Raw genomic sequence first — 19,978 nt, forward strand, 5'->3', positions numbered from 1 at the left:
GAGATGCAAGGCTGGACGCTCTCAGGGAGCCGCAGCCGCAACTTTTTGATGTCGCAGCAGCATTCCGAAAAGGTCGCGTGGTTCGTCCGGATCGGCCAGTAGGTCGAGGTCCGTGCTGAAGGCCGTGTCAGTGAGGGAGTCCCTCACGTAGCGCAGTGCCGAGAAATCCTCGACGGCGAAACCCACGCTGTCGAACAGCGTGATCTGATGACTGTCCGCCCGCCCCGGCGCCTCGCCCCGCATGACCTTCCAGAGTTCCTGAACCGAATGCTCCGCGGGCAGTTGCTGAATTTCGCCTTCAATGCGCGTCTGGGGCTCGAATTCGACGAAGATACCCGCGCGCAGTAGAATATCCCGATGCAGCTCTGTCTTGCCCGGGCAGTCGCCGCCGACCGCGTTGATATGCACGCCGGAGCCGATCATGTTGTCGGTCAGGATCGTGGCGTTCTGCTTGTCGGCGGTGACGGTGGTGATGATGTCGACGCCCTGCACGGCTGCCTCTGCCGAACTGCAAGGCTCCAGCGTCAGGCCGGAGCCGGCAAGGTTCGTCAGGGCCTTCTTCGTGGCCTCCGGATCGATGTCGAACAGACGCACACTCTCGATGCCGAGCAGCGCCTTGAAGGCAAGCGCCTGGAACTCGCACTGCGCCCCGTTGCCGATGATCGCCATGGCACGCGGGTCTTTTGGTGCGAGATAGCGTGCTGCAAGCGCCGACATCGCAGCTGTTCGGAGTGCTGTCAGGATCGTCATTTCACTGAGCAGAACCGGATAGCCATTGCCCACGTCCGACAGAACGCCGAAAGCCGTGACTGTCTGGCGCCCTTCCCGCGTGTTCTTGGGATGACCATTGACGTATTTGAAGCCGTAATGGGCGCCATCCGAGGTCGGCATCAGTTCGATCACGCCCTCGGCCGAATGCGAGGCAACGCGTGGCGTCTTGTCGAACATGTCCCAGCGGCGGAAGTCCTCTTCGATGTAGCCCGCCAACTCGATCATGAAGCGCTCGACGCCCTTCGCCAGCACGAGCGACATCATATGATCGACGCTGACGAACGGAACGATATTGAGTTTGGGGATCATCGAAAGCTCCTTGTCGGTCGGTCGAGGATGCGGCGGCCCATTAGGCTGGCGACGAGATCGACGAGCAGGCTCGCGGTGCGCCCGCGCTCGTCGAGAAACGGGTTGAGTTCGACGAGGTCGAGGCTTTCGACCAGGCCGCTGTCGTGAAGCATCTCCATGACGAGATGCGCCTCGCGAAACGTGGCGCCGCCGGGCACCGTCGTGCCCACGGCCGGCGCGAATTCCGGATCGAGGAAATCGACGTCGAAGCTGACATGCAGCCGGCCATTCGCTGCGGCGACCTTCTCCAAAAACGCGCCGAGCAGAGGCGCGACGCCCCGCTCGTCCAGCGCCCGCATGTCGTGGACGGTGATCGGCAGGTCGGCCAATGCGCTGCGCTCGGCAGGATCGACGCTGCGGATACCGAGCATGCACACATTGGCTGGATCGACCTGAGCCTCAAGCGCCGGCAAGTACGTCCCAAAGCCCGGCTGGTTCGTGAAATAGGCGACCGGAATGCCGTGGAGGTTGCCGCTGCCGGTCGTTTCCAGCGTGTGGAAATCCGTATGGGCATCGAGCCAGAGCACGAAGAGCGGGCGCCCCTGCTCGCTCGCCCGGCGCGCAAGGCCGGCAACGGTGCCAGCGGACAGAACGTGGTCGCCACCGAGAAAGATCGGCATCGCGCCATCGCTGTGGGCATAGGCGGTCTCGGCCAGCCGCTCCACCCATAAGGCGACCTTGCCGAGGTCGTGGACGGCATCATTGGGGTGGCGGCGGTCCAGAGCGTCGTCGACGCGGATGTCGCCGAGGTCACTCACGTCATGACCGAGATCGCGAAGCGTCGGTCCGATCCCCGCAGTTCTGAGCGCGCTCGGCCCCATCTCACATCCAAGACGCGAGGCGCCATCCTGAACCGGTACGCCGATCAGCGTGCACTTCATTCGTCTGCCCCTGGCCCATCTTGCGATCAGTGAACCATTGACGCCTGGCAAGGTGAACAGGCCAATTTGTCGGATCGGAAATCTATTCAGCACAAAACGGCAGTGCTATTTACCGTTATGGACATAAGCGACCTCGACAACCGACTGATCACCCTGCTGCGGCACGACGCCCGACGAAGCCTCTCCGATCTCGCGGTCGACCTCGGCGTGTCGCGCGCCACGGTCCGCAACCGGATCGAGCGCCTCGAGCGCGCGCGGATCATTCTCGGCTACACCGTCATCCTGCAGTCCGACGTCGTCGAGGTGCCGGTTCGCGGCATCACGATGATCGAGATCGAAGGTCACGTGACCGAACGGGTGATCCGCGCTCTGGGAGGCTTTCCCGAAGTATCGGCGATCCACACCACCAACGGGCGGTGGGACCTGATCGTCGAGCTGGCCACCTCGAGCCTCGGCGAATTCGATTCCGTCCTGCGTCGTATCCGGCTCGTGCCCGGGATCACCGCGAGCGAAACAAGCCTGTTGCTTTCAACGCCACGCAGCGCCCGCGCGCGCCTCTGACGCGATGCGGCTTGATGGGCCGAACCGATCATGGCCGCAGATCGATCCAGCGCCGCGTCGGCTGCGACCTGTCGAAGGGCAGTGAAGGCTCGTTAGCGAGCCGTTTCACGACTGCAGCAGCTGCGCTTGCCGTATCCACCGCAATCTGAAAATCAATCCGATCAAGGCTGTCGCCACGCGTGTGGTAGTAGGGGTGGGTCGGCGGGTTGCGCCAGAAGAATGCTGCGGGCACGCCGGCGTCGATAAAGGGATTGTGGTCCGAACCGGGAAACAGGGAAGCATCGGCACGGTTTTCGATCATCCAGCCGGCAGCCTCAGCCGTTTCGGCGGCAAACGCCATGATAGAGGGATCGGCGTGCAGGGAACGCTGGGCAGGCGCCCAGGCCAGTGCATCGAGGTTGACCATCCCGACCGTTTCGGCCAGTCGCGCGCCATAGCGCTGAACATAGTCGGCCGACCCCCGAAAACCCGCCTCTTCGTCGGCGAAAGCCACGGCGACGACGCGTCGTCTCAGATCGTGCTCGCCGAGTTGGCGCATCATCTCCAGCAGGCACGCGATGCCGAGCGCGTTGTCCGACGCACCCACACCGTCGAGCTGAGTGTCGTAATGGGCGCCCACGACCACTTCGCCCGCACCGTTTCCAGGCAACTCGCCGATGACGTTTCCGGTTTCGACGATCGGATACTCAGCCTGATGCTCCAGGCGCAGCCTGCCGCCGGCCGCGATGTGCGCAAGCAGCATCGTGGACGACTGTTCCGAGAGGGTAACGCCGGCAATGCGATGATGTGCGCCGTTCGGCCGCTCGACGAGCGCCGGATACATCATGGCGTTGAGATTGCGGCAGTATCCGTCGGGAGCATCGCCGAGCATGACGATGCCCAGTGCGCCGCGCTCCGTCAGATCATCGACGAAGAGGTAGGGATAGCTGGTCTTGATCACAGCAATACGGCCTCGGACCGGCGGCAAATGCCGACAGATGGCATCGAGATCTGCCGTGTCGGACAGCTCGCCGATGAGCACTGCCTCGGCCTCGAAACGATCGCTGCCCATGAACTGGAGGCCCACGCAATCAAGTGACGGGGCTGCAGCGCCCACCAGCGTGCATTTGGCGTTGAGGGGCCGGTACGTCGCGACCTCGAACATGTCCCTGCGAACGGATTGGAGGTCGAGTTCGCGCATCCGCGCAAAGATGTAGTCGCGCGCTTGCCGTTCTCCATCGCTGCCGACGAAACGGTTGCCAATTTCGCAAAGCGCAGCCGTATCCCTGCGGATATTCACGATGTCCAGTCGCATGATGCCTCTCGTCGCGTGTCGAATGATGCTTGTGCTAGCCGAGCAGCAGGCCGGCTGTTTCGTCGTCGGACATCGCCCGCAGATCCATGATCGCGCGCGGCTCCGATCCGGATGTGACGATGTCGATGAAAGCCCGCGCTTCGAGCGTGGGATGGGCATTGGCGAAAAGCCCGATGGTGATTTCAACGGGGCACAGGGAGTCAGGAATCGGCTGGATGATCCGGCACCCGCGCGGAACGGTGCCGTTCATCATCGGCGCAGCACCGAGGCCGGCCCGCACGGCAGCCGACGTCGCCAAGAGAGTCGATGCCTCGGACACGATGCGCCAATCAACACCTGCCCGTGCAAGCGTCGCGATCGCAGCCGCACGCCATGGACAGGCATCGTCGAACATGACGATTGGCAACGGTCGATCGTAGTGAATGGTGAAGTCGTCGCGCACCGCCCAGTAAAGGCGCTCGGACCAGACGCCGAGCGGCTTCCGGTGGATGCCGCTGACATCGCAGATCACCGCGTCGAGCATCTTGCTGTCGAACATGGCGGCGAGGCGGGCATTTGGCTGGACGATGATGTCGATCTGGATCGCCGGATTTTCGGCGCGATACTGCGACAGGATAGCGATGAGACGGGTCGCGACGAAATCCTCCACCACACCCAGACGAAGCCGTCCCTTTTCCTGGTTGCCGCCAAGATGCGCGATGAAGGTGTCGTTCAAAGACAGGATCTCGCGCGCATAGGACATGAGCATGTGGCCGTTGGACGTCATTTTCAGGCCGCGTGGTCCCCGCTCGAACAGCATCGTGCCAACATGGTCCTCCAGCTTGCGGATCTGCATGCTGACGGCAGCCTGGGTGCGGTTGAGATGAGCAGCGGCACCGACCACCGTGCCGATGTCGGCCGTTGCCACGAAAGCTTGAAGCAGATGGGGATCCAGGTAACGCATCATCATCATTCTCCCGCTCGCATTCCGATCGCTGGATCGGCAATCCGACACGAAATACCTTCAGCTTTCTTCGGGCAATGCCGAACTCATCTGCCGTTGGACGAATGCCGCAGCGGCGACATCTGCAATGCCGAGACCGGTCGAGCGAAAGAAGCGCCGTCCCTCCCGTACTCCCTTCCGCTGTCCGGAAAGAAGTTCGCTCAGATCGGCAACGATCGTCTCGCTGCGCCAGGCGTGATCGCGTGCAGCGAGGATCATTTCCCCCGCCTGGTGAGGCGCGGTCGAACGCAGATCGCAGAAGACCTGAAACGCCGAAAGCGCTTGCGGAGGGATCTCATGGGCAAGGCTTGCATTCGTGCTGATCGACGTGACGACGACGTCCGGAGACAACCAGTCCAGCGCGATCACCGGCACGCCGGACGAGGTGCACAGCATGACGGCATCCGTATCGGCAACGGCGTCGCGCACGCTCGCGCAGACCTTCAGCCGACCCATCGCTTCAACATCGCTCCACGCTCGAATCCTTGCCGGCTCTGCCGCAAGTCCCGGCGAGAACACCCTGATCTCCTCCCATTTTCTGGATAGAAGCTCGTATCTGAGATGGAGGCGAGCCAAGGGCCCGGCGCCGATGACCGCGAGAATGCGCGCACGCGATCCGATCAGGTGATCGACGGCGAGCGATGTGGTGGCCGCCGTTCGATGAGCCGTGAGTGCCAGGGAATCGCACAGCGCGACGGGCTCGCCGTTTTCGAGCGAGATCAACAGAGTGTAAGCCGTGACGGGGTCGCCGTGGGTCTGCCCGCGTTTGACCAGATAAGGCGAAACCTTCACCCCGATCAGCCCGCAGTCATAGTCCGCTGCGCTGTAGATGATGAAGTCGCCGTTCGCATCGGGCAAAGGCACCAGTGTTTGCAGCGGTTGAACGGCGAGCCCACGCGCCAATGCCGCAAACCCGCGGGCGACCGCCGCCTTGATCCCGGCCGGATCGACATGCGCTGCCACCATCTCCGCATCGAGAATGGCAACATGGCTTTGAGCGGCGCTCGATCTTTGCGTTTCCAGCACGGATATTTCCTCCATCAGATCAGTTTTGGTTTTGGTGGACCATCAGCCATCGCGCGCTTCACAGACGCTCTCGACTGCGCGGGTCGAGCCACGCATTCACCAGGTCCACGATCAAGGCGACGGTGACGAGAAGAGCCGTGGAGACGACGGTCGCTCCCATGACCACGGGGTAATTTCGGTTGAGCACGGATGCGTAAATGAGCTTCCCGATGCCCGGCCGCGAAAAGATGATTTCCGCGAAGACGGCCCCGGACAGAAGCGTTCCGACGCCGATGCCGATCATCGCGACCACGGGCTGCACGGCGATCTTCAGCGCATAGCCGAAGATGATGCGGCTTTCGGAAACGCCGTAGGCGCGCAGCGTGCGGATGTGATCCTCGTTCAGAACCTCGAGCATGGATGCCCGAATGATGCGCGAGAAATAGCCCAACCATCCAAGCCCGACGGCCAGCGCCGGCAGGATGAGATGGCGCAGATAGCTTCCCAAATCTCCGGGCGAGCCGACACCGATTGCCGGCAGCCATTTCAGCTGCACCGCGAAAACGATGAGCAGAATAATGGCGACGACGAAGGACGGCAGCGCAATCACGCCCACGGACAGGATGCTGACCGTGATATCGGCGAACGAGCCGGGCCTCACCGCCGCAAGGCAGCCAAGCGGCAGCGCCAAGGCCAGCGGCCAGGCCAACCCGGCGGCAAGCAGCGCAAGCGTGTGTGGCAGGTCCTCCAACACGATGTCGAGAACGTCGCGGTTGCTCCAGACGTCCTTGCCCAGATCGCCGGTAAGCATGTTGCCGAAGAAATTGAGCAACTGGATGTGGATCGGCTGGTCGAGGCCGAGGCGTTGCACGAGAGCCGCCTGCATCTCCGGCGTGGCGCGCGGGCCAAGCGCGACGCTGACCGGATCGCCGGGGATCAGAAACACCGCGCAAAACAATGCCGTCGCGATGACGATGACGATACCGACCGAAAGAAGAGTGCGCCGCAGAATGTAGGCGAGCATCACGCGCTTCCTCCGACGGCGACCGGCTTGTCGACTTCCGCTAGTGGCCAATGGCATTCCACCATGCGCGCTGCACTCAGCACTCGTCGTTCCGGCGCCTGTATACGGCAATGCTCGGTCGCGCGGGGGCAGCGCGGATGAAGGACGCAGCCCTTCGGTCTGTCGAACAGGCTCGGCACATCGCCCCTGATGGGCATGGAGGGCCACGGCTCGTTCGGATCGCTCGACAGATTGGCCGCGCAAAGACCCGCAGTGTAGGGATGGGCAGGCTCGGCAAAAACCTGCGCCGACGGTCCCTCCTCCACGAGGCGACCGAGATAGATGACGCCAACCCGCGATGCCATGAGACGAACGACGTGCAGATTGTGCGAGATCACGAGCATCGCCAGGCCGAGTTCGCGCTGCAGGCGCATCAACAGATTGATGATCTCGCCCTGTACGGACACGTCGAGACCGGCGGTCGGCTCATCTGCCACGATCAGATCGGGCCGCAGCGCGAGCGCACGCGCCACGGCAACCCGTCGTGCCTGGCCGCCGGACAATTGATGCGGATAGGATGCCGGCAGATGCAGGGGCAGACCGACCAAGCCAAGCAGGCGGCTTGTTTCAGCGGGGAAATCTGCGCTCGACACGCCCGCGTGACGCAAAGCTTCGGCCATGCTGGTACCGACCGTCAACCGCGGGCTCAGTGAGCCAGCAGCGTCCTGGGACAGGATGGCAATCCGGCGCCGCGCTCCCTTTCCAGGCGGCAGCTGCGTCACATCCTCGCCGTTGACGAGAATGCGTCCGCCTTTGACCGGAACGAGGCCCGCAACGGCGTTGACGAGACTGCTCTTGCCGGAGCCACTTTCACCGATCAGCGCATAGGTCTCCCCCGCCGCCACCGAGAGACTGACGTCATCGAGCGCGGCTAGCTCCCGCCGTTGCGACAGGATGCCGGCCTGCGGATCGCGAGCTCGATAGGAGACACGAAGGTTGATGACTTCAAGCAAGCTGGCCACGGCGCTCGCCTTCAGCTGTGACATGACAGGCGACTGCATGTCCTTGCGAGCCGCGCAGGGCGGGATGTTCGCGGATGCACGCACTCACCGCCATGTCGCATCGTGGTTGGAACGCGCATCCGGCCCAATGCTGAGAAAGATCAGGCACCACGCCAGGGATGGTCGGCAAGAATGTGCCGGGCTGGTGGACGCGACTTGGATCGCAGTCGAGCAGGCGGCGCGAATAGGGATGGCCGGGCGCACCGAGCACCCGTTGGACGCTCCCCTGCTCCACCACCGAGCCGGCATACATGACCGCGACGCGATCGCACATCTGCGCGACCGTGCCCAGATGATGCGACACATAGAGGATCGAGCAGCCGATCTCCTCGCGCAGATCCCGAAGCAACTGAAGGATCTGAACCTCTAGCGTCGCGTCCAGAGCGGTCGTCGGCTCGTCGGCAATCAGCAGGTCGGGACGCGACATGAGAGCCATCCCGATCGATATGCGCTGAAGCATTCCGCCGGACATCTGGTGGGGATAGGATTGCAACCTTGCCAGTGGATCGGGGATCCCCACCTTGGACAGCATCACAGCCGCCCTAGCGAGTTTGTCGGCCCGGCTGCCCTTGTCCCGGTGCAGAATGTCCACCATCTGCTGGTCGATCCTCACCACGGGGCTTAGCGTCGTCATGGGGTTTTGAAACACCATGGAGATCCGCGCCCCGCGCAGCGTGCGGTAGTCGCGCTTCGTCATGGTCTGCAGCTCGCGACCGTCGAAACGAATGGACCCGGACGAGCGAGCACCGGGTCCGAGCAGGCCCATGATCGCTGTCAGCAGCGTAGACTTTCCGCTTCCGCTTTCGCCGACGATTCCAAAAACTTCACCCCTCCTCACATCGAGCGAGATGTTGCGCAATGCGTGCACCTCGCCGCGCGTCGCCGGAAAAGAGACTGAAAAATCGCGCAACTGAAGGAGGGCGTCGCGCATCACCGCCGCCTCGTCTTGGGGTCCAGCGCATCGCGCAGCGCCTCGCCGACGAAGGTGAAGCCGAGCGTGATGAGCACGAGCGGCAGGCATCCGGCGAGGATTGGCCACGGCGTTGCCTGGATGAACGAGAAACCGTCGTTCAAAATGGTGCCCCAGCTCGGTGTCGGCGGTCGAACTCCGAGACCCAGGAACGAGAGCCCTGCCTCGATCGTGATCACCACGGGGATATCCATCGAAGCCAGGATGAAGACCGGCCCAACGACATTGGGCGCCAGATGAACGAGCAGGATGCGCCAGAATGGCAGGCCCATCGCCTGCGAGGTTCGAATGAAGGTGGCGTTGCGCAGGCTCTGCGTCTGTGCCCGGACCACGCGGGCATAGTCCGGGATTTTGGCGACGACGACGACGATCAGGATGGTCGTGAGACTCGGGCCCGTCACAGTAATCATCACCAAGGCCAGAATGACGACTGGAAACGAGCGAACCGCGTCGAACACGAACAGAAGCCCATTGTCCAGCCACTGCGGCCCGAACCCCGCGAGCAGCCCGAGCGGCACGCCGATCAGGAACGAAAGAATGACGCAGGACAGTGCGATCTGCAGCGCCACGCGTCCGCCATAGAGCACGCGTGAAAACAGATCCCGACCCAGTTGATCGGTGCCGAGGAGATGGTCGAGCGACGGCGCGAGAAACCGCTGTGCGGGATTGATCGCTATCGGGTCATACGGTGCGATTAGGGGTGCAAAAAGCGCTGAAACGATCAGTACGGCGATAATCACGAGGCCGATGGCCGTCAGCGGTGCGCGTGAAAACGTTCCAATGGCGCTGAGAACGGCACGTGACTGCCTCCTCCGCAGACGCGTGTTCGGCACCGGTGTCATGCATCCGACCCGTCGAGAAGGCGCAGCGCATTGCGCCCGAGGATAAGCTCTCTCTCCTCATCGGACAGGAGCGGAAGCGCGTTCACGCGTTCGATCGTCCTGTCGAGATCGTACCAGGGATAGTCGGAGCCTAGCAGAACTCTGTGCACGCCCACCTGCCGGATCAGAGCCGCTAGCTCAAAATCGGATGGTGCCTCGGACGCTGCTGTCCATTCGATGATCTCGGCGCAGTCGAACCATGCATTCGGATAGCGTGCCGCGAGTTCTGCCGTCTGCTGCCAAGCGCCACCGCCCATATGGGCCACGATGAGCTGTAGCTCAGGGAACGCCTCCAGCACCGGCGCAAATGCCTTGGGCTCGGCAAAGCCGGCATTTGCGGGATCACGTCCGGCATGACCGAGCACCGGCAAACCGTATTCGCGGCAAAGATCGAACAATGGCCACAACCGCTCATCGTCCATGCTGTGGCGGTGGATCGCGCTGTGCAGCTTGAGACCGCGCGCGCCATGGTTCTCGACAAGGTCGCGCACCATGGCCGTGCTTTCGGCGGCGCCCGCGACGTTCAGGTCGACGGAAACGAAGGGCGTGATCGCGGGATAGCGTTTGGCGACCTCGCAGCCCCAGAGATTGAAGTCGCGCAGCGTCTGGGGAAGCTTCCTGCGAAAATCGGCGACCAGCTGCTTTCGCTCAGTCGGCGCCATGTCTGAGGGCAAGCTTTTCTCGAAGCGGCTGACTTCCCATTCGGCAATGAACAGATTGAGGACGACGACGCGGGAAACGCCGGATGCCTCCATCGAACGCGCAAGTTCTTCCGGAGAGCCGAGTGACTGCGAGTAGAGTGGCGTGCCGCCCTCGCCATATTCCCAGATGACATAGCTCTCCTTGTCCTCGGCAGCGGCTGCCGACGAACGATAGAGATGCACATGCGTGTCGATGAGGAGCGTTCTGGTCATGGGGTTCCCTGGATCCGTGTCATCGCGGCTCGAGCCGTCGCCAGGTCTGCGGATCGAGCAGCCGAGTCTTCAGCGCGGTGGCGGCAGCGTCGGCGAGCAATTCGCCCTTGGCCGCACTTGCGGCAGACGGATTGCCAAGAACGCCATTCACCGACAGCTCGTCCATGTCCAGCGAGCGGTAGAACGCCGATTCGAAAGGATCTTCGGATCCCTCGAAGCTCGGAGCCGTGAGGCCGACCATTTGCTCGTGACGGACCGTTTCAGGCGCAAGCGCCATCATCAGGGAGGTCTCCGCCTCGCAGGCGTGCATCACGCAGGGCTGCGTTTCGAGAATATCCCGGAACGCGGCCGCCGCCACGTCCCAATAGGTGCAGGTTACGATGGGCAGTCGCTCACTGCGGGCAAGTTCGTTGACCACGACACGAAGGGCCGTCGTGTTGCCACCATGACCGTTGACGAGCGCGATGCGGCGGAAGCCCGACGCAACGATGGACCGCACCCAGCAGCCGATGACGGCATGAAAGGTGGCGAAATCCAGCGTCAGCGCTCCGCCATAGCTCAGGTGATGCTGGGCAAGACCCACCGAGATCGTCGGGGCGACGATAATCGGCGTGTCCTCAGGCGCGAGGCGCGCCGCGCGCCTGGAGATTTCGGTCGCCAGCCGCGCATCCACCTCGACCGGCAGATGCGGACCGTGCTGCTCGATCGAGCCGACGGGAATGATGACGACTGCGTATTTCTGGGCGAGCGCCACAATCTGCGGCGCCGCCAGGCTTGCCCAGTCCACCGCGGCTACGCTTGCTTGAATTTTGAGAAGGACAGACGATTGCCGTCCGGGGTCACACCCGGGGTAATGCCCTCTCGATACAACAGAAGCTGAACGCCGTGGGTCAAAAGGATGTAAGCGCTGGATTCATCGAGCAGCGTCGCCATCCGCTCGTAGATCTCGCCGCGCTTTGCGTCGTCGGTCTCGGCCATCGCATCGCTGTTGAGCTTGGTGTATTCCTCGTTGCACCAGCGCTCCCAGTTGAACTGGCCGACACCGTCGCAGGTGTAGAACTTGGTAGCCCAGCTCGGATCCGGACCGTTGCCCCAACGATGGATGAACATCTGGAGGTCCTTCCAGGTGTCGCCCGATTCCTCCACGCCCAGCGTCCAGAACGTGCCCGATTCCAAAGGCTCGATCTCCACATTGATGCCGATCTCGGAGAGGTTTGCCTGGATGACCTGGGCCATCGTCAGGAGATCGGTGGCATTGATGATCGACAGGCGGGTATCGAAGCCCGACACGCCGGCTTCCTCGAGCAAGGCCTTGGCAGCCGCCACGTCGCGTGCCGGATAGGGCGAGCTTTCGCGATGACCGGGAAGACCGGCGGCAATGACACCCGTTGCACGTTCCGCGCCGCCGAAATAGGCGGCATCGACGACCGCATCGACATCGATCGCATGTGCGATCGCCTGCCGCACCTTCACATCCGCGAACAGGGGATGCTCGGTGTTGAGGCCGAGCCACTCCATGCCGACTTTCGGCCGCGTGCTGATGGTCACGCCTTGCGGCGGGTTGGACTGGTAGATGGGGAGCGAGCTCGGCGCGACGTTGATGAAGTCGAACTCGCCTGCAAGAAAGCCCTGCTCCGCCACTTGCCGGTCGTCGATCGGGAAGATGTGGACTTCGTCGAAATCGGGACTTGGCCCGTTCCAGTCCGGATTGCGCACCAGGACAGTGCGCTGCTTCGGACGCCATTCCTTGAGAAGATAAGGTCCGCATTGCGCTGGCGGTTCGGTGGTGAAGCGTCCGCCCGCCTGCTCGACCGCTGCCTTGCACACGATCAGCCCTGCGTTCCAAGGCAGCGTCGTGCGCCAGACAGGCGAGAAAGGCTGCTTGAGAACGATGACGCCCTCGCGTTCGTTCGTCACATCGACGCGATCGAGAAACTCCCAGTCGCCTTTCCAGGGTGACTCGTTTTCAGGATTAGCGACACGCTCGAAAGAGTATTTCACGTCTTCCGCACTCACTTCGCCGAAGCCGTTCGTCCAGGCGATGCCCGGCCGCAGCGCGAACCGAATATGGGTCGGATCGACCTGTTCGATCTCCGCCGCGCCATCGAGTTGCGTGTTCCAGCTGGTTCCATCGTAAGAGATCAAGCGAACGAACAGGCTGTCCTGGATGTCCGATTCCGCCACCGTGGACGAAAATGCCGGGTCGAGCGATTGAAAATCGTTCTGCGCGGCGATGCGGAGGATCCGCGTATCCTGTCCTTGAGCCTGTGCTAGCCTGGGCATAACCCAAGCTGCACCGATCGCTGCACCCATACCGTGCAGCAGCGTCCGTCTGTTGAAAATCATAGCTTTCTCACCCTCAGCCGCCACACGAGCAAGGCCCGTGGCACATAAGAAAGATGAAATGTTGGGCGGTCGCCTCACAAGCCCAATAATTATTCACACCCTATCACGAAACCTGATAGCGGCAGCCTAAGCCATGTTGCAGCAGCGTGAGACACCGACGTTCATGATTGAAGACGAAGTGACCTGCACCAATCACCATTTCGCAGCTGCGCAAATTACTGGCGGCTTACGCCCTCCGCCGATCTGGCGCTGAGCAGCAGCCACTGCCTGCCAGTGCCAGAAAGCTTTTTTTCATCCCGGCGCCTTCCGGGCAAAATTTTCGGGCAGTCCGGTTTTGAGCTTGGTGCGCCAAATGGCTGCCTCCGGGACATCCGATAGATCTCTCGGTGCTGTTCGGGATACGACTGACGTGCTGATGAGCGAGGAAAACCGTTCTGTCGATCATCAGAACCTCGGCGGCCCCTCGATGTGACATGGCAGGAGGACCCGATCCCGGACGCCTGCGCATCGCCAGCAAACGAACCGATTGCAGTAGGTCTTAGCATCAGCGCAGACCGCTCCAGGACGCACCTGAACGCTGGACGCAGAAGATGTCGTTCAGGACGCGTCCGTCGCCGGCCCGCAAGCTGGTACATCCGATTCCCTATCACCACCAGGCACCTGTGATGGCTTGCCCCCAGTCGGCTCAGAAGACTTCAGCGGCCTTTAACATATGTTGACTTTGGTCAAATCGAATGGTGCTTAAAGGCTTCGGTCGTCATTTCACAACTGGCCTATGACGCTGGTGAGACACCGCGTGCTCCCGCCAATCTCGGAGCACGAGCATGTTTCGTCATCACCGAAGCGCCATTGCGCTCCTAGAGCACAGACTGGGATGTTTTGAGACGCTATCGACGGCGCAGCGAGAGGCGTTGGCGGGGCTCCCCATTCGCATCGTCGAACTCGCAGCTCGTCACGACATCGTTCGCGAGTTAGATCCCAGTGTCCAATCCTGCCTGATCATCGAAGGAATGGCGCACTCTTCGAAAATGGACTTCGAAGGCAAGCGCCAAATCATAGCCTTGCATCTTCCTGGGGACCTGCCGGATCTACACAGCTTCTATCTGAGCAACATCGACAGCACCATCTCGACGATGACTGCGTGCCGGATCGGCATTATCCGGCACGAACACTTCGAGGAGCTGGCAGCCGACCCTTTTTTTGCCAAGGCTTTTGCCCGATCGGTTGCCCGGGACGCCTCTGTCGCACGCGAGTGGATACTGAACCTCGGGCAGCGAGACTGTGTCGTTCGGATGGCTCACCTTCTGAGTGAAATCAGAGTCCGCCTCGGTCAAGCCGGTTTGAGTGCCGGAGATCACGCAGAATGGCAGATGTCTCAGGTCGACCTTGCAGATGCACTAGGGATGTCGACGGTTCATGCAAACAGGTGTGTACGGCAACTTGCCCGTGACGGTATGATCGAGTGGGGAACTGGCACGATCCGCATCATCGAGCCAGTAGCGTTGGCAGAGATTGGCCGCTTCGATCATTCCTATCTGCAACTGCATCTGCCGGTGGATCACCCCGTCAGTCGAACGAACGCATAGACATTTCGACATTCATGAATGGCGGACCTCGATCGGAGTTTTGCAGCAGGCTCGAGGACACATCCAACCGTCGACATTGCACGTATCCAGAGGGGGATAAAAATTGAGCCAGACCATGCCTCGGTACTATTTTGATGTCGTCGATGCCCAGGGAACTGAACGCGACGATGTCGGTCAGATACTCCCCAATCTTCAGGCTGCCAGAACAGAGTCGCTACGAGCGCTTATAGACATCGCGCGCGAGCAGTTTGCCAGCGGGCGAACAGCAACTCTTCAGATCAACGTCCGGACCGACGATGACATCGCCGTGTCGAGCGACTGCCTCCAACTCACACGCACTGCGATCCAGTAGGATTCTGGTGACAAGACGTCATTTGCCGTCTCGCGCCTCACCAGCGTATCGAGCGCCGACAGAAGCTCAAGCCAAACGCTCCATTTCGGATCGAAGCTACCCAAGAGCGACGTCCATTGTCTCTCCCGTCTCAACGATTGACGGCAGGTCCCAACAATCGGGCCTCGGAATTGGTTTCTCAACGCGCGCTCTGGACCGAAAGTTGACTGTCAGCTCCTCGATCCGGTTTTCGCGAACAGCAGACGTTTCGCATCGACCACTCCATGCTGGCGCCAGGCGGATCGCGATCCATACGCTCGGTATACGTGGCGATGCTCAACCCTATGTCGCACTTGCTCGCAGCCTGAAGGCCCGTGGCCAACAGGTTCAGCTCGCAGCTCCCGTCCAGTTTTCCGAATTCGCCGCTGATCACGGTGTTAGCTTCAGGGCCCTCCCCGCGGAATTGCTGGCGCTGCTGAACACGGCCGAGGGGAAAGCAACTGTCGCTGGAGGGAAAGGGTTCAGCGCCGGCTTCAAGCTCTTGAAAGAAGTCCGACCGTCGACAAAGCGGCGGGAGCTGGTCGCGGCGTTCTGGCCGAACCGCTGGTCCAACTCACGCGGGCGCTCGAGCAGGCCAGGTCACGCCTTGCCGCCGGCCTCCGCGCACGCGCTTACGAGGCGTGAATGCTATCGTCGAACATGCCGCTCCGGTCCGGGCGGCGCCCGGCAGGACGAAGCAAAGCCAGCGGGCACTGCACGGCCTGCGCCGGCTGCTGCATCTTGCAGCCGGTCTCACCGGCCTTGCCGTCCTCGTGTTGCTTCGGTGGATTGGCACCGATGTGCTGGCCGCGGAGGCCAGCTTCGTCCGCCGGTTTTCGTCCACCAGCGCCTTGCTGGCGCTCGCTTATTTTCTTGGAAGCGGTCAGATCCGGGTTCATACGCTGGTCAGCCTGCAGCGTGTTCTCGTCGGGCTCGGGCTTGCTGATCATCGGTGTGCCGCTTTGGCTGCTGGTGGGCTCCTCACACCCTGCCGCTTCGCCTGGCGATCGGGATGACCTGGATCGTCCTGGTTCCCTGCGAAATGCTGGGCGTGCAGGCTCGCCTTGGATACGTCATCTTCGACACGCGCGACAGCCTCGCCTCTCCCGAACTCGTCCCTACCATGATCACTCTCGGGATCATCGGATACTTCATCGACCTTTGCGCACGCATGATCGTTCGACGCTTAGCGCCAAGCGCGACCTGAACGGGCTTCGAGCAAACGACGAGCAAGGGTGTGTTCGCACCCGCAGTCGCAATCCAAGCGAACACGACTGGGATCGCAGCAGTGGCGCAGAACGCCGATACCGCGCAGGTTACCCAATCAAGCCTGCAAGGTCGCCCAGCAAGCACAGACTGACCAACCCATCACACATTTCAACTCAGATGCTGGAATTGTCGACTAGCCGGCTGCAGGATGTCTGTCCGGGTCATGGCGGCTACTGACCGTTCCTGTCGATCCCGAGCGCCTTCAGTTTGGAGTAAAGCGTGGTCGGTTTCATTCCCAGGAGGGCGGCTGCGCCATCTTTCCCGGAAACGCGACCGTTGGTGCTTGAAAGTGCTCTTTGGACATTGGCCACCTCGAAGTCCTGCATTTCGCGGGCGGTGAGGACTGGCGCCAGAGCATCATCGATCGTATCGGCCACCTCGGTCGGGCGGCGCTCCTCAACAGGCCTTACGGTTTGCCCCTGAAGGTGAAATTCCATCCGTCCGTTGCGCGCGAGAATGGCGGCGCGCTCGATGATGTTCTGCAACTCGCGGGCATTGCCCGGCCAGGAATAGCTCTTGAGTTCGGCGATATTCGCGCGCGTCATCAGCGGCTCGTCAATGTTTAGGCGCGCGCATGCGATCTTGAGGAAATGCTGGGCGAGCAGCGGAATGTCCTCCCGCCGGGCGCGCAGAGGCAGGCATTCGATGGGGAAGACGTTCAGGCGGAAATAGAGATCTTCGCGGAATCGGCCTTTGGCAGCTTCCGACTTGAGATCGCGGTTGGTCGCGGCGATCAGCCGGATGTCCACCTCGCGTGTCTTTTCTTCGCCGATCCGCTCGAAGCGCCGATCCTGCAGCACCCGCAGGAGCTTCGATTGGAGGTCGAGCGGAATTTCTCCCACCTCGTCGAGGAAGATCGTTCCACCATCGGCCAACTCGAAGCGGCCAATGCGGTCGCGGACCGCGCCGGTGAAGGCGCCTTTGACGTGTCCGAAGAATTCGCTTTCGAAAAGTTCTCGCGGGATGGCTGCGCAATTGACGCGGATCAAAGGCCGGTCCCGCCGCTTTGAAGCCTGATGGATCGCGCGCGCGACGAGCTCTTTGCCCGTTCCGCTTTCGCCGGTGATGAGCACGTTGGCGTCGGTCGGCGCGACCAAATCGATCTGCCGCAGGATCTTGTGGATGGGACCGGTGTTGCCGATGATGTCGTAATGGTTCGCCTGCGTCAGGATCTCCTCCTGCAGATAGGCGTTTTCCATTTCGAGCCGCTCGCGCAGGCGAGCATTTTCTTCCAGAGCCGACCGCAGCTTCTCCTCGTTGCGCTTGCGCTCGGAAATATCGCGAAAGACGATCACTGCGCCCACATGCGCGCCGTTGTCGCTGATCGGCGTCGAGGTGTATTCGACGCGCACGGGATGACCGTCCTTGTGCCAGAAGACCTCGTCATCCACCGTATTGACTGTACCCTGGCGAAAGGCCTTGTAGATCGGGCAGTCGGACGAATGGTAGTGGCTGCCGTCCGGATGCTTGTAGTGCACCATGCTGTGCATGTCGTGACCGACGAGTTCAGCCGCGCTGTAACCGAGCATCGCCTCGGCGGCCGGATTGACGAACGTCGTCACGCCATCGGCGTTCACGCCGTATATGCCTTCTCCCGCTGCCGCCAGAATGAGCTGATTTTCCCGTTCGATCTCACGGAAGAAGCGCTCGGCGCGGCGCCATTCCTCCAATCCCTGGCGATGGTAGTTGTTGGCCTCTTCGTCGATTGAGCGCCGACGTCTCGCGTCCAGATCGCTGATGCGGATGAGGATATGGAATTCGCCGGCGGTCTTGAGTGCAAGAGCGCTGTGTTCCACTTCCAGCGGCTCACCCTTTGCCCGCGGAATGGCAATGTCGCGGCTATAGGCATGTCCGCGTTCCAGCGCCTCTTCTGTCAGGACATGCAGTGCGCCGATCGCATGCTCGTAGAGTGCCGTAACGGGCGTCTCGCGCAACACATCCAACGGCCGTTCGAATAGGCGTACCGCAGCCGCATTCGCTCGTACGATCCGATTGGCCTCGGGCCTGACCAGCAGCAGAGGCTCGACATCGGCATCGAACGCTTCGGCGAAGAGCACCGTGTCATCAGCTTGGTCTGATGAGGCGAATTCCTTCAGCAACAGATTCTCAGCCAATCCGCACTCCTTTTACGAAATCTCATAACGCCATTACGAGAATCTGTAAATTACGAATTTTCGTAAAAATCAGTGGTGTCCGCGCGCCCTTATGACGCCTGTTGGCGCGGGCTTTTCGTCGGTGGCGAGCATCTGGCACGGCCATTGCTCTACCTCAGACGTGGAGGCTGGCGCAGCTGCGGCAACCGGGTGCGCTGTCAAAAAAAGGGGTTCAGCAGATGACGATCAAGTCCTTGGGTAATCCATATGACGGCGATGTCGACCTTCGCCATGGTCTTGCCTGTACCTGCAGCGATTGCGTGGACGATGCAGGCCACCGAATGAAAGCGGTCTCGGCAAGAGACCAGCGCGTGCGGATGTCGACCGAAGACATGCTCGATAGGGCTGTGGAGAGCGCCGTCGTACGCTCCATGTTCGGTCACAACGAGCTGTCGCGCCGCTCATTCGCGAAGATGCTCGGCGGAACGACGCTCGCCGCAGCACTCGCATCGGTTCTGCCCATCGACAAGGTGAAGGCTGCGATCCTCGACGAAATCGGCACGCCGGAAAAAACCGACCTCTCCGTTGGCTTCGTGCCGATCACCTGCGCCACGCCGATCATCATGGCGGAGCCGCTCGGCTTCTATCAGCGCTATGGCCTGAACGTCGAAGTCGTGAAGACTGCCGGATGGGCCGTCGCCCGCGACAAGTCGCTGAACGGAGAATACGACGCCTCGCATATGCTGACGCCGATGCCGCTCGCGATCACGCTCGGCGCCGGTTCGACGGCAACGCCGTTCCTGATGCCCGCCGTTGAAAATATCAACGGCCAGGCCATCGTCCTGCACAATGATCACCGCGACAAGCACGAGGACGTCTCAAGCTGGCGTGGCCTTATCTTCGGTGTGCCGTTCGAATATTCCATGCACAACTTCCTGCTGCGCTACTACGTGGCCGAAGCCGGTCTCGATCCGGATCGCGACATCCAGATTCGCGTAGTCCCGCCGCCGGAAATGGTCGCAAATCTGCGCGCCGGAAACATCGACGGCTTCCTGTCGCCCGACCCATTCAACCAGCGCGCCGTCTGGGAAGAGATCGGCTTCATCCACATCCTCACCAAGGACATCTGGGAAGGCCACCCCTGCTGCGCCTTCGCCTGCTCGCAGGAATTCGCCGAAACCTATCCCAACACCTACGGCAATCTTCTCAAGGCGATCATCGACGCCACCCAGTACGCCAGCGACAGCGCCAACCGATCCGAGATCGCCGAGGCCATTGCGCCGACGAACTATCTCAATCAGCCGGTGCCGGTCATCGAGCAGGTGCTGACCGGTCGCTTCGCCGACGGTCTCGGCAATGTGCGCGACGAGCCGGACCGGATCGATTTCGACCCGTTCCCCTGGCACTCCATGGGTGTCTGGATCCTGACCCAGATGAAGCGCTGGGGCTACATCGAGGGCGATATCGACTACGCAGCCGTTGCCGAGCAGGTCTATCTCGCTGCCGATTGCGGGAAGGTCATGGCCGATCTTGGTCTCGAAGTGCCGACCGAGACCTACAAGTCGCACATGATCATGGGCAAGACCTTCGATCCGACCGAACCCGAAGCCTATGTCGAAAGCTTCGCGATCCGGAGGACGTGA

The 19,978-nt window shown here is 61.7% G+C and carries 19 protein-coding genes and 1 pseudogene; 6 read left to right on the forward strand and 14 right to left on the reverse strand.

Going from position 1 to position 19,978, the window contains the following annotated elements; translation table 11 throughout:
- Positions 1-21 precede the first annotated feature (21 nt).
- Both PU133_RS16610 and rocF read right to left on the reverse strand, forming a co-directional pair.
- Positions 22-1,080 (reverse strand): ornithine cyclodeaminase, encoded by a 1,059-nt coding sequence (locus PU133_RS16610; RefSeq protein WP_404862580.1) that lies wholly within the window; start codon positions 1,078-1,080, stop codon positions 22-24.
- Entirely contained in the window at positions 1,077-2,000 is a 924-nt protein-coding gene (gene rocF, locus PU133_RS16615) for an arginase (RefSeq protein ID WP_404862581.1), read from the reverse strand. The genes PU133_RS16610 and rocF overlap by 4 nt, the downstream gene beginning before the upstream one ends.
- A gap of 123 nt (positions 2,001-2,123) precedes the next feature.
- On the opposite strand from rocF, the gene PU133_RS16620 reads away from it, so the two are divergent.
- The gene (locus PU133_RS16620; RefSeq protein ID WP_126013539.1) at positions 2,124-2,561 is read left to right on the forward strand and encodes an Lrp/AsnC family transcriptional regulator; all 438 of its coding nucleotides are present in this window, start codon (positions 2,124-2,126) and stop codon (positions 2,559-2,561) included.
- Between the two features lie 28 nt (positions 2,562-2,589).
- On the opposite strand, the gene PU133_RS16625 is transcribed toward PU133_RS16620, so the two are convergent.
- From PU133_RS16625 to PU133_RS16670, 10 genes are read right to left on the reverse strand one after another with little or no spacing between them, the layout of a single operon-like run.
- Positions 2,590-3,855 (reverse strand): M20/M25/M40 family metallo-hydrolase, encoded by a 1,266-nt coding sequence (locus PU133_RS16625; RefSeq protein ID WP_404862582.1) that lies wholly within the window; start codon positions 3,853-3,855, stop codon positions 2,590-2,592.
- A gap of 34 nt (positions 3,856-3,889) precedes the next feature.
- Entirely contained in the window at positions 3,890-4,807 is a 918-nt protein-coding gene (locus PU133_RS16630) for a LysR substrate-binding domain-containing protein (RefSeq protein ID WP_404862583.1), read from the reverse strand.
- A 51-nt stretch (positions 4,808-4,858) separates the two neighbouring features.
- Positions 4,859-5,863, reverse strand: coding sequence for an ornithine cyclodeaminase family protein (locus PU133_RS16635; RefSeq protein WP_404862584.1), 1,005 nt, complete (start codon positions 5,861-5,863; stop codon positions 4,859-4,861).
- A gap of 58 nt (positions 5,864-5,921) precedes the next feature.
- Complete coding sequence (locus PU133_RS16640; RefSeq protein ID WP_126011324.1) at positions 5,922-6,866, reverse strand: ABC transporter permease; 945 nt, start codon at positions 6,864-6,866, stop codon at positions 5,922-5,924.
- A complete protein-coding gene (locus PU133_RS16645; RefSeq protein WP_164527938.1) occupies positions 6,866-7,867 on the reverse strand; it encodes an ABC transporter ATP-binding protein in 1,002 nt (333 codons plus the stop codon). Before PU133_RS16645 ends, PU133_RS16640 begins: the two co-directional genes overlap by 1 nt.
- Positions 7,851-8,837, reverse strand: a complete 987-nt coding sequence (locus tag PU133_RS16650; protein WP_404862585.1) for an ABC transporter ATP-binding protein — start codon at positions 8,835-8,837, stop codon at positions 7,851-7,853. The genes PU133_RS16645 and PU133_RS16650 overlap by 17 nt, the downstream gene beginning before the upstream one ends.
- Entirely contained in the window at positions 8,837-9,718 is an 882-nt protein-coding gene (locus PU133_RS16655) for an ABC transporter permease (RefSeq protein ID WP_404862586.1), read from the reverse strand. The genes PU133_RS16650 and PU133_RS16655 overlap by 1 nt, the downstream gene beginning before the upstream one ends.
- Entirely contained in the window at positions 9,715-10,671 is a 957-nt protein-coding gene (locus tag PU133_RS16660; protein ID WP_404862587.1) for an amidohydrolase family protein, read from the reverse strand. Before PU133_RS16660 ends, PU133_RS16655 begins: the two co-directional genes overlap by 4 nt.
- 19 nt (positions 10,672-10,690) lie before the next feature.
- Positions 10,691-11,458, reverse strand: a complete 768-nt coding sequence (locus PU133_RS16665) for a creatininase family protein (RefSeq protein WP_404862588.1) — start codon at positions 11,456-11,458, stop codon at positions 10,691-10,693.
- A 5-nt stretch (positions 11,459-11,463) separates the two neighbouring features.
- Positions 11,464-13,017, reverse strand: coding sequence for an ABC transporter substrate-binding protein (locus PU133_RS16670; RefSeq protein ID WP_404862589.1), 1,554 nt, complete (start codon positions 13,015-13,017; stop codon positions 11,464-11,466).
- Between the two features lie 824 nt (positions 13,018-13,841).
- Between PU133_RS16670 and PU133_RS16675 the strand changes: the two genes are divergently transcribed.
- From PU133_RS16675 to PU133_RS16685, 3 genes and pseudogenes are all read left to right on the forward strand, one after another.
- A complete protein-coding gene (locus PU133_RS16675) occupies positions 13,842-14,603 on the forward strand; it encodes a Crp/Fnr family transcriptional regulator (RefSeq protein WP_404862590.1) in 762 nt (253 codons plus the stop codon).
- Between the two features lie 103 nt (positions 14,604-14,706).
- Positions 14,707-14,955, forward strand: coding sequence for a DUF6894 family protein (locus tag PU133_RS16680; RefSeq protein WP_404862591.1), 249 nt, complete (start codon positions 14,707-14,709; stop codon positions 14,953-14,955).
- A pseudogene (locus PU133_RS16685) lies at positions 14,900-15,433 on the forward strand (glycosyltransferase); the annotation flags it as partial. The gene PU133_RS16680 and the pseudogene PU133_RS16685, both read left to right, overlap by 56 nt.
- 172 nt (positions 15,434-15,605) lie before the next feature.
- Here PU133_RS16685 and PU133_RS16690 read toward each other — a convergent pair.
- Positions 15,606-15,923 (reverse strand): hypothetical protein, encoded by a 318-nt coding sequence (locus PU133_RS16690; RefSeq protein WP_404864612.1) that lies wholly within the window; start codon positions 15,921-15,923, stop codon positions 15,606-15,608.
- Positions 15,924-15,985: 62 nt separating this feature from the next.
- On the opposite strand from PU133_RS16690, the gene PU133_RS16695 reads away from it, so the two are divergent.
- A complete protein-coding gene (locus PU133_RS16695) occupies positions 15,986-16,180 on the forward strand; it encodes a hypothetical protein (protein ID WP_404862592.1) in 195 nt (64 codons plus the stop codon).
- A gap of 232 nt (positions 16,181-16,412) precedes the next feature.
- Here the strand turns inward: PU133_RS16695 and PU133_RS16700 are convergent, their stop codons facing one another.
- Positions 16,413-18,356, reverse strand: coding sequence for a sigma 54-interacting transcriptional regulator (locus PU133_RS16700; protein WP_404862593.1), 1,944 nt, complete (start codon positions 18,354-18,356; stop codon positions 16,413-16,415).
- Positions 18,357-18,580: 224 nt separating this feature from the next.
- Between PU133_RS16700 and PU133_RS16705 the strand changes: the two genes are divergently transcribed.
- Positions 18,581-19,978 (forward strand): CmpA/NrtA family ABC transporter substrate-binding protein, encoded by a 1,398-nt coding sequence (locus PU133_RS16705; protein WP_404864572.1) that lies wholly within the window; start codon positions 18,581-18,583, stop codon positions 19,976-19,978.

The sequence above is a fragment of the Georhizobium sp. MAB10 genome (assembly GCF_045012825.1).
Taxonomy (GTDB): domain Bacteria; phylum Pseudomonadota; class Alphaproteobacteria; order Rhizobiales; family Rhizobiaceae; genus Georhizobium; species Georhizobium profundi.

What these genes read in the sequence shown, in the direction of transcription:
- PU133_RS16610 (WP_404862580.1), bottom strand. Translation starts at nt 1,080, where the DNA reads ATGATCCCCAAACTCAATATCGTTCCGTTCGTCAGCGTCGATCATATG.
- rocF (WP_404862581.1), bottom strand. Translation starts at nt 2,000, where the DNA reads ATGAAGTGCACGCTGATCGGCGTACCGGTTCAGGATGGCGCCTCGCGT.
- PU133_RS16625 (WP_404862582.1), bottom strand. Translation starts at nt 3,855, where the DNA reads ATGCGACTGGACATCGTGAATATCCGCAGGGATACGGCTGCGCTTTGC.
- PU133_RS16630 (WP_404862583.1), bottom strand. Translation starts at nt 4,807, where the DNA reads ATGATGATGATGCGTTACCTGGATCCCCATCTGCTTCAAGCTTTCGTG.
- PU133_RS16640 (WP_126011324.1), bottom strand. Translation starts at nt 6,866, where the DNA reads ATGCTCGCCTACATTCTGCGGCGCACTCTTCTTTCGGTCGGTATCGTC.
- PU133_RS16650 (WP_404862585.1), bottom strand. Translation starts at nt 8,837, where the DNA reads ATGCGCGACGCCCTCCTTCAGTTGCGCGATTTTTCAGTCTCTTTTCCG.
- PU133_RS16655 (WP_404862586.1), bottom strand. Translation starts at nt 9,718, where the DNA reads ATGACACCGGTGCCGAACACGCGTCTGCGGAGGAGGCAGTCACGTGCC.
- PU133_RS16660 (WP_404862587.1), bottom strand. Translation starts at nt 10,671, where the DNA reads ATGACCAGAACGCTCCTCATCGACACGCATGTGCATCTCTATCGTTCG.
- PU133_RS16670 (WP_404862589.1), bottom strand. Translation starts at nt 13,017, where the DNA reads ATGATTTTCAACAGACGGACGCTGCTGCACGGTATGGGTGCAGCGATC.
- PU133_RS16675 (WP_404862590.1), top strand. Translation starts at nt 13,842, where the DNA reads ATGTTTCGTCATCACCGAAGCGCCATTGCGCTCCTAGAGCACAGACTG.
- PU133_RS16690 (WP_404864612.1), bottom strand. Translation starts at nt 15,923, where the DNA reads ATGATCAGCAAGCCCGAGCCCGACGAGAACACGCTGCAGGCTGACCAG.
- PU133_RS16695 (WP_404862592.1), top strand. Translation starts at nt 15,986, where the DNA reads ATGACCTGGATCGTCCTGGTTCCCTGCGAAATGCTGGGCGTGCAGGCT.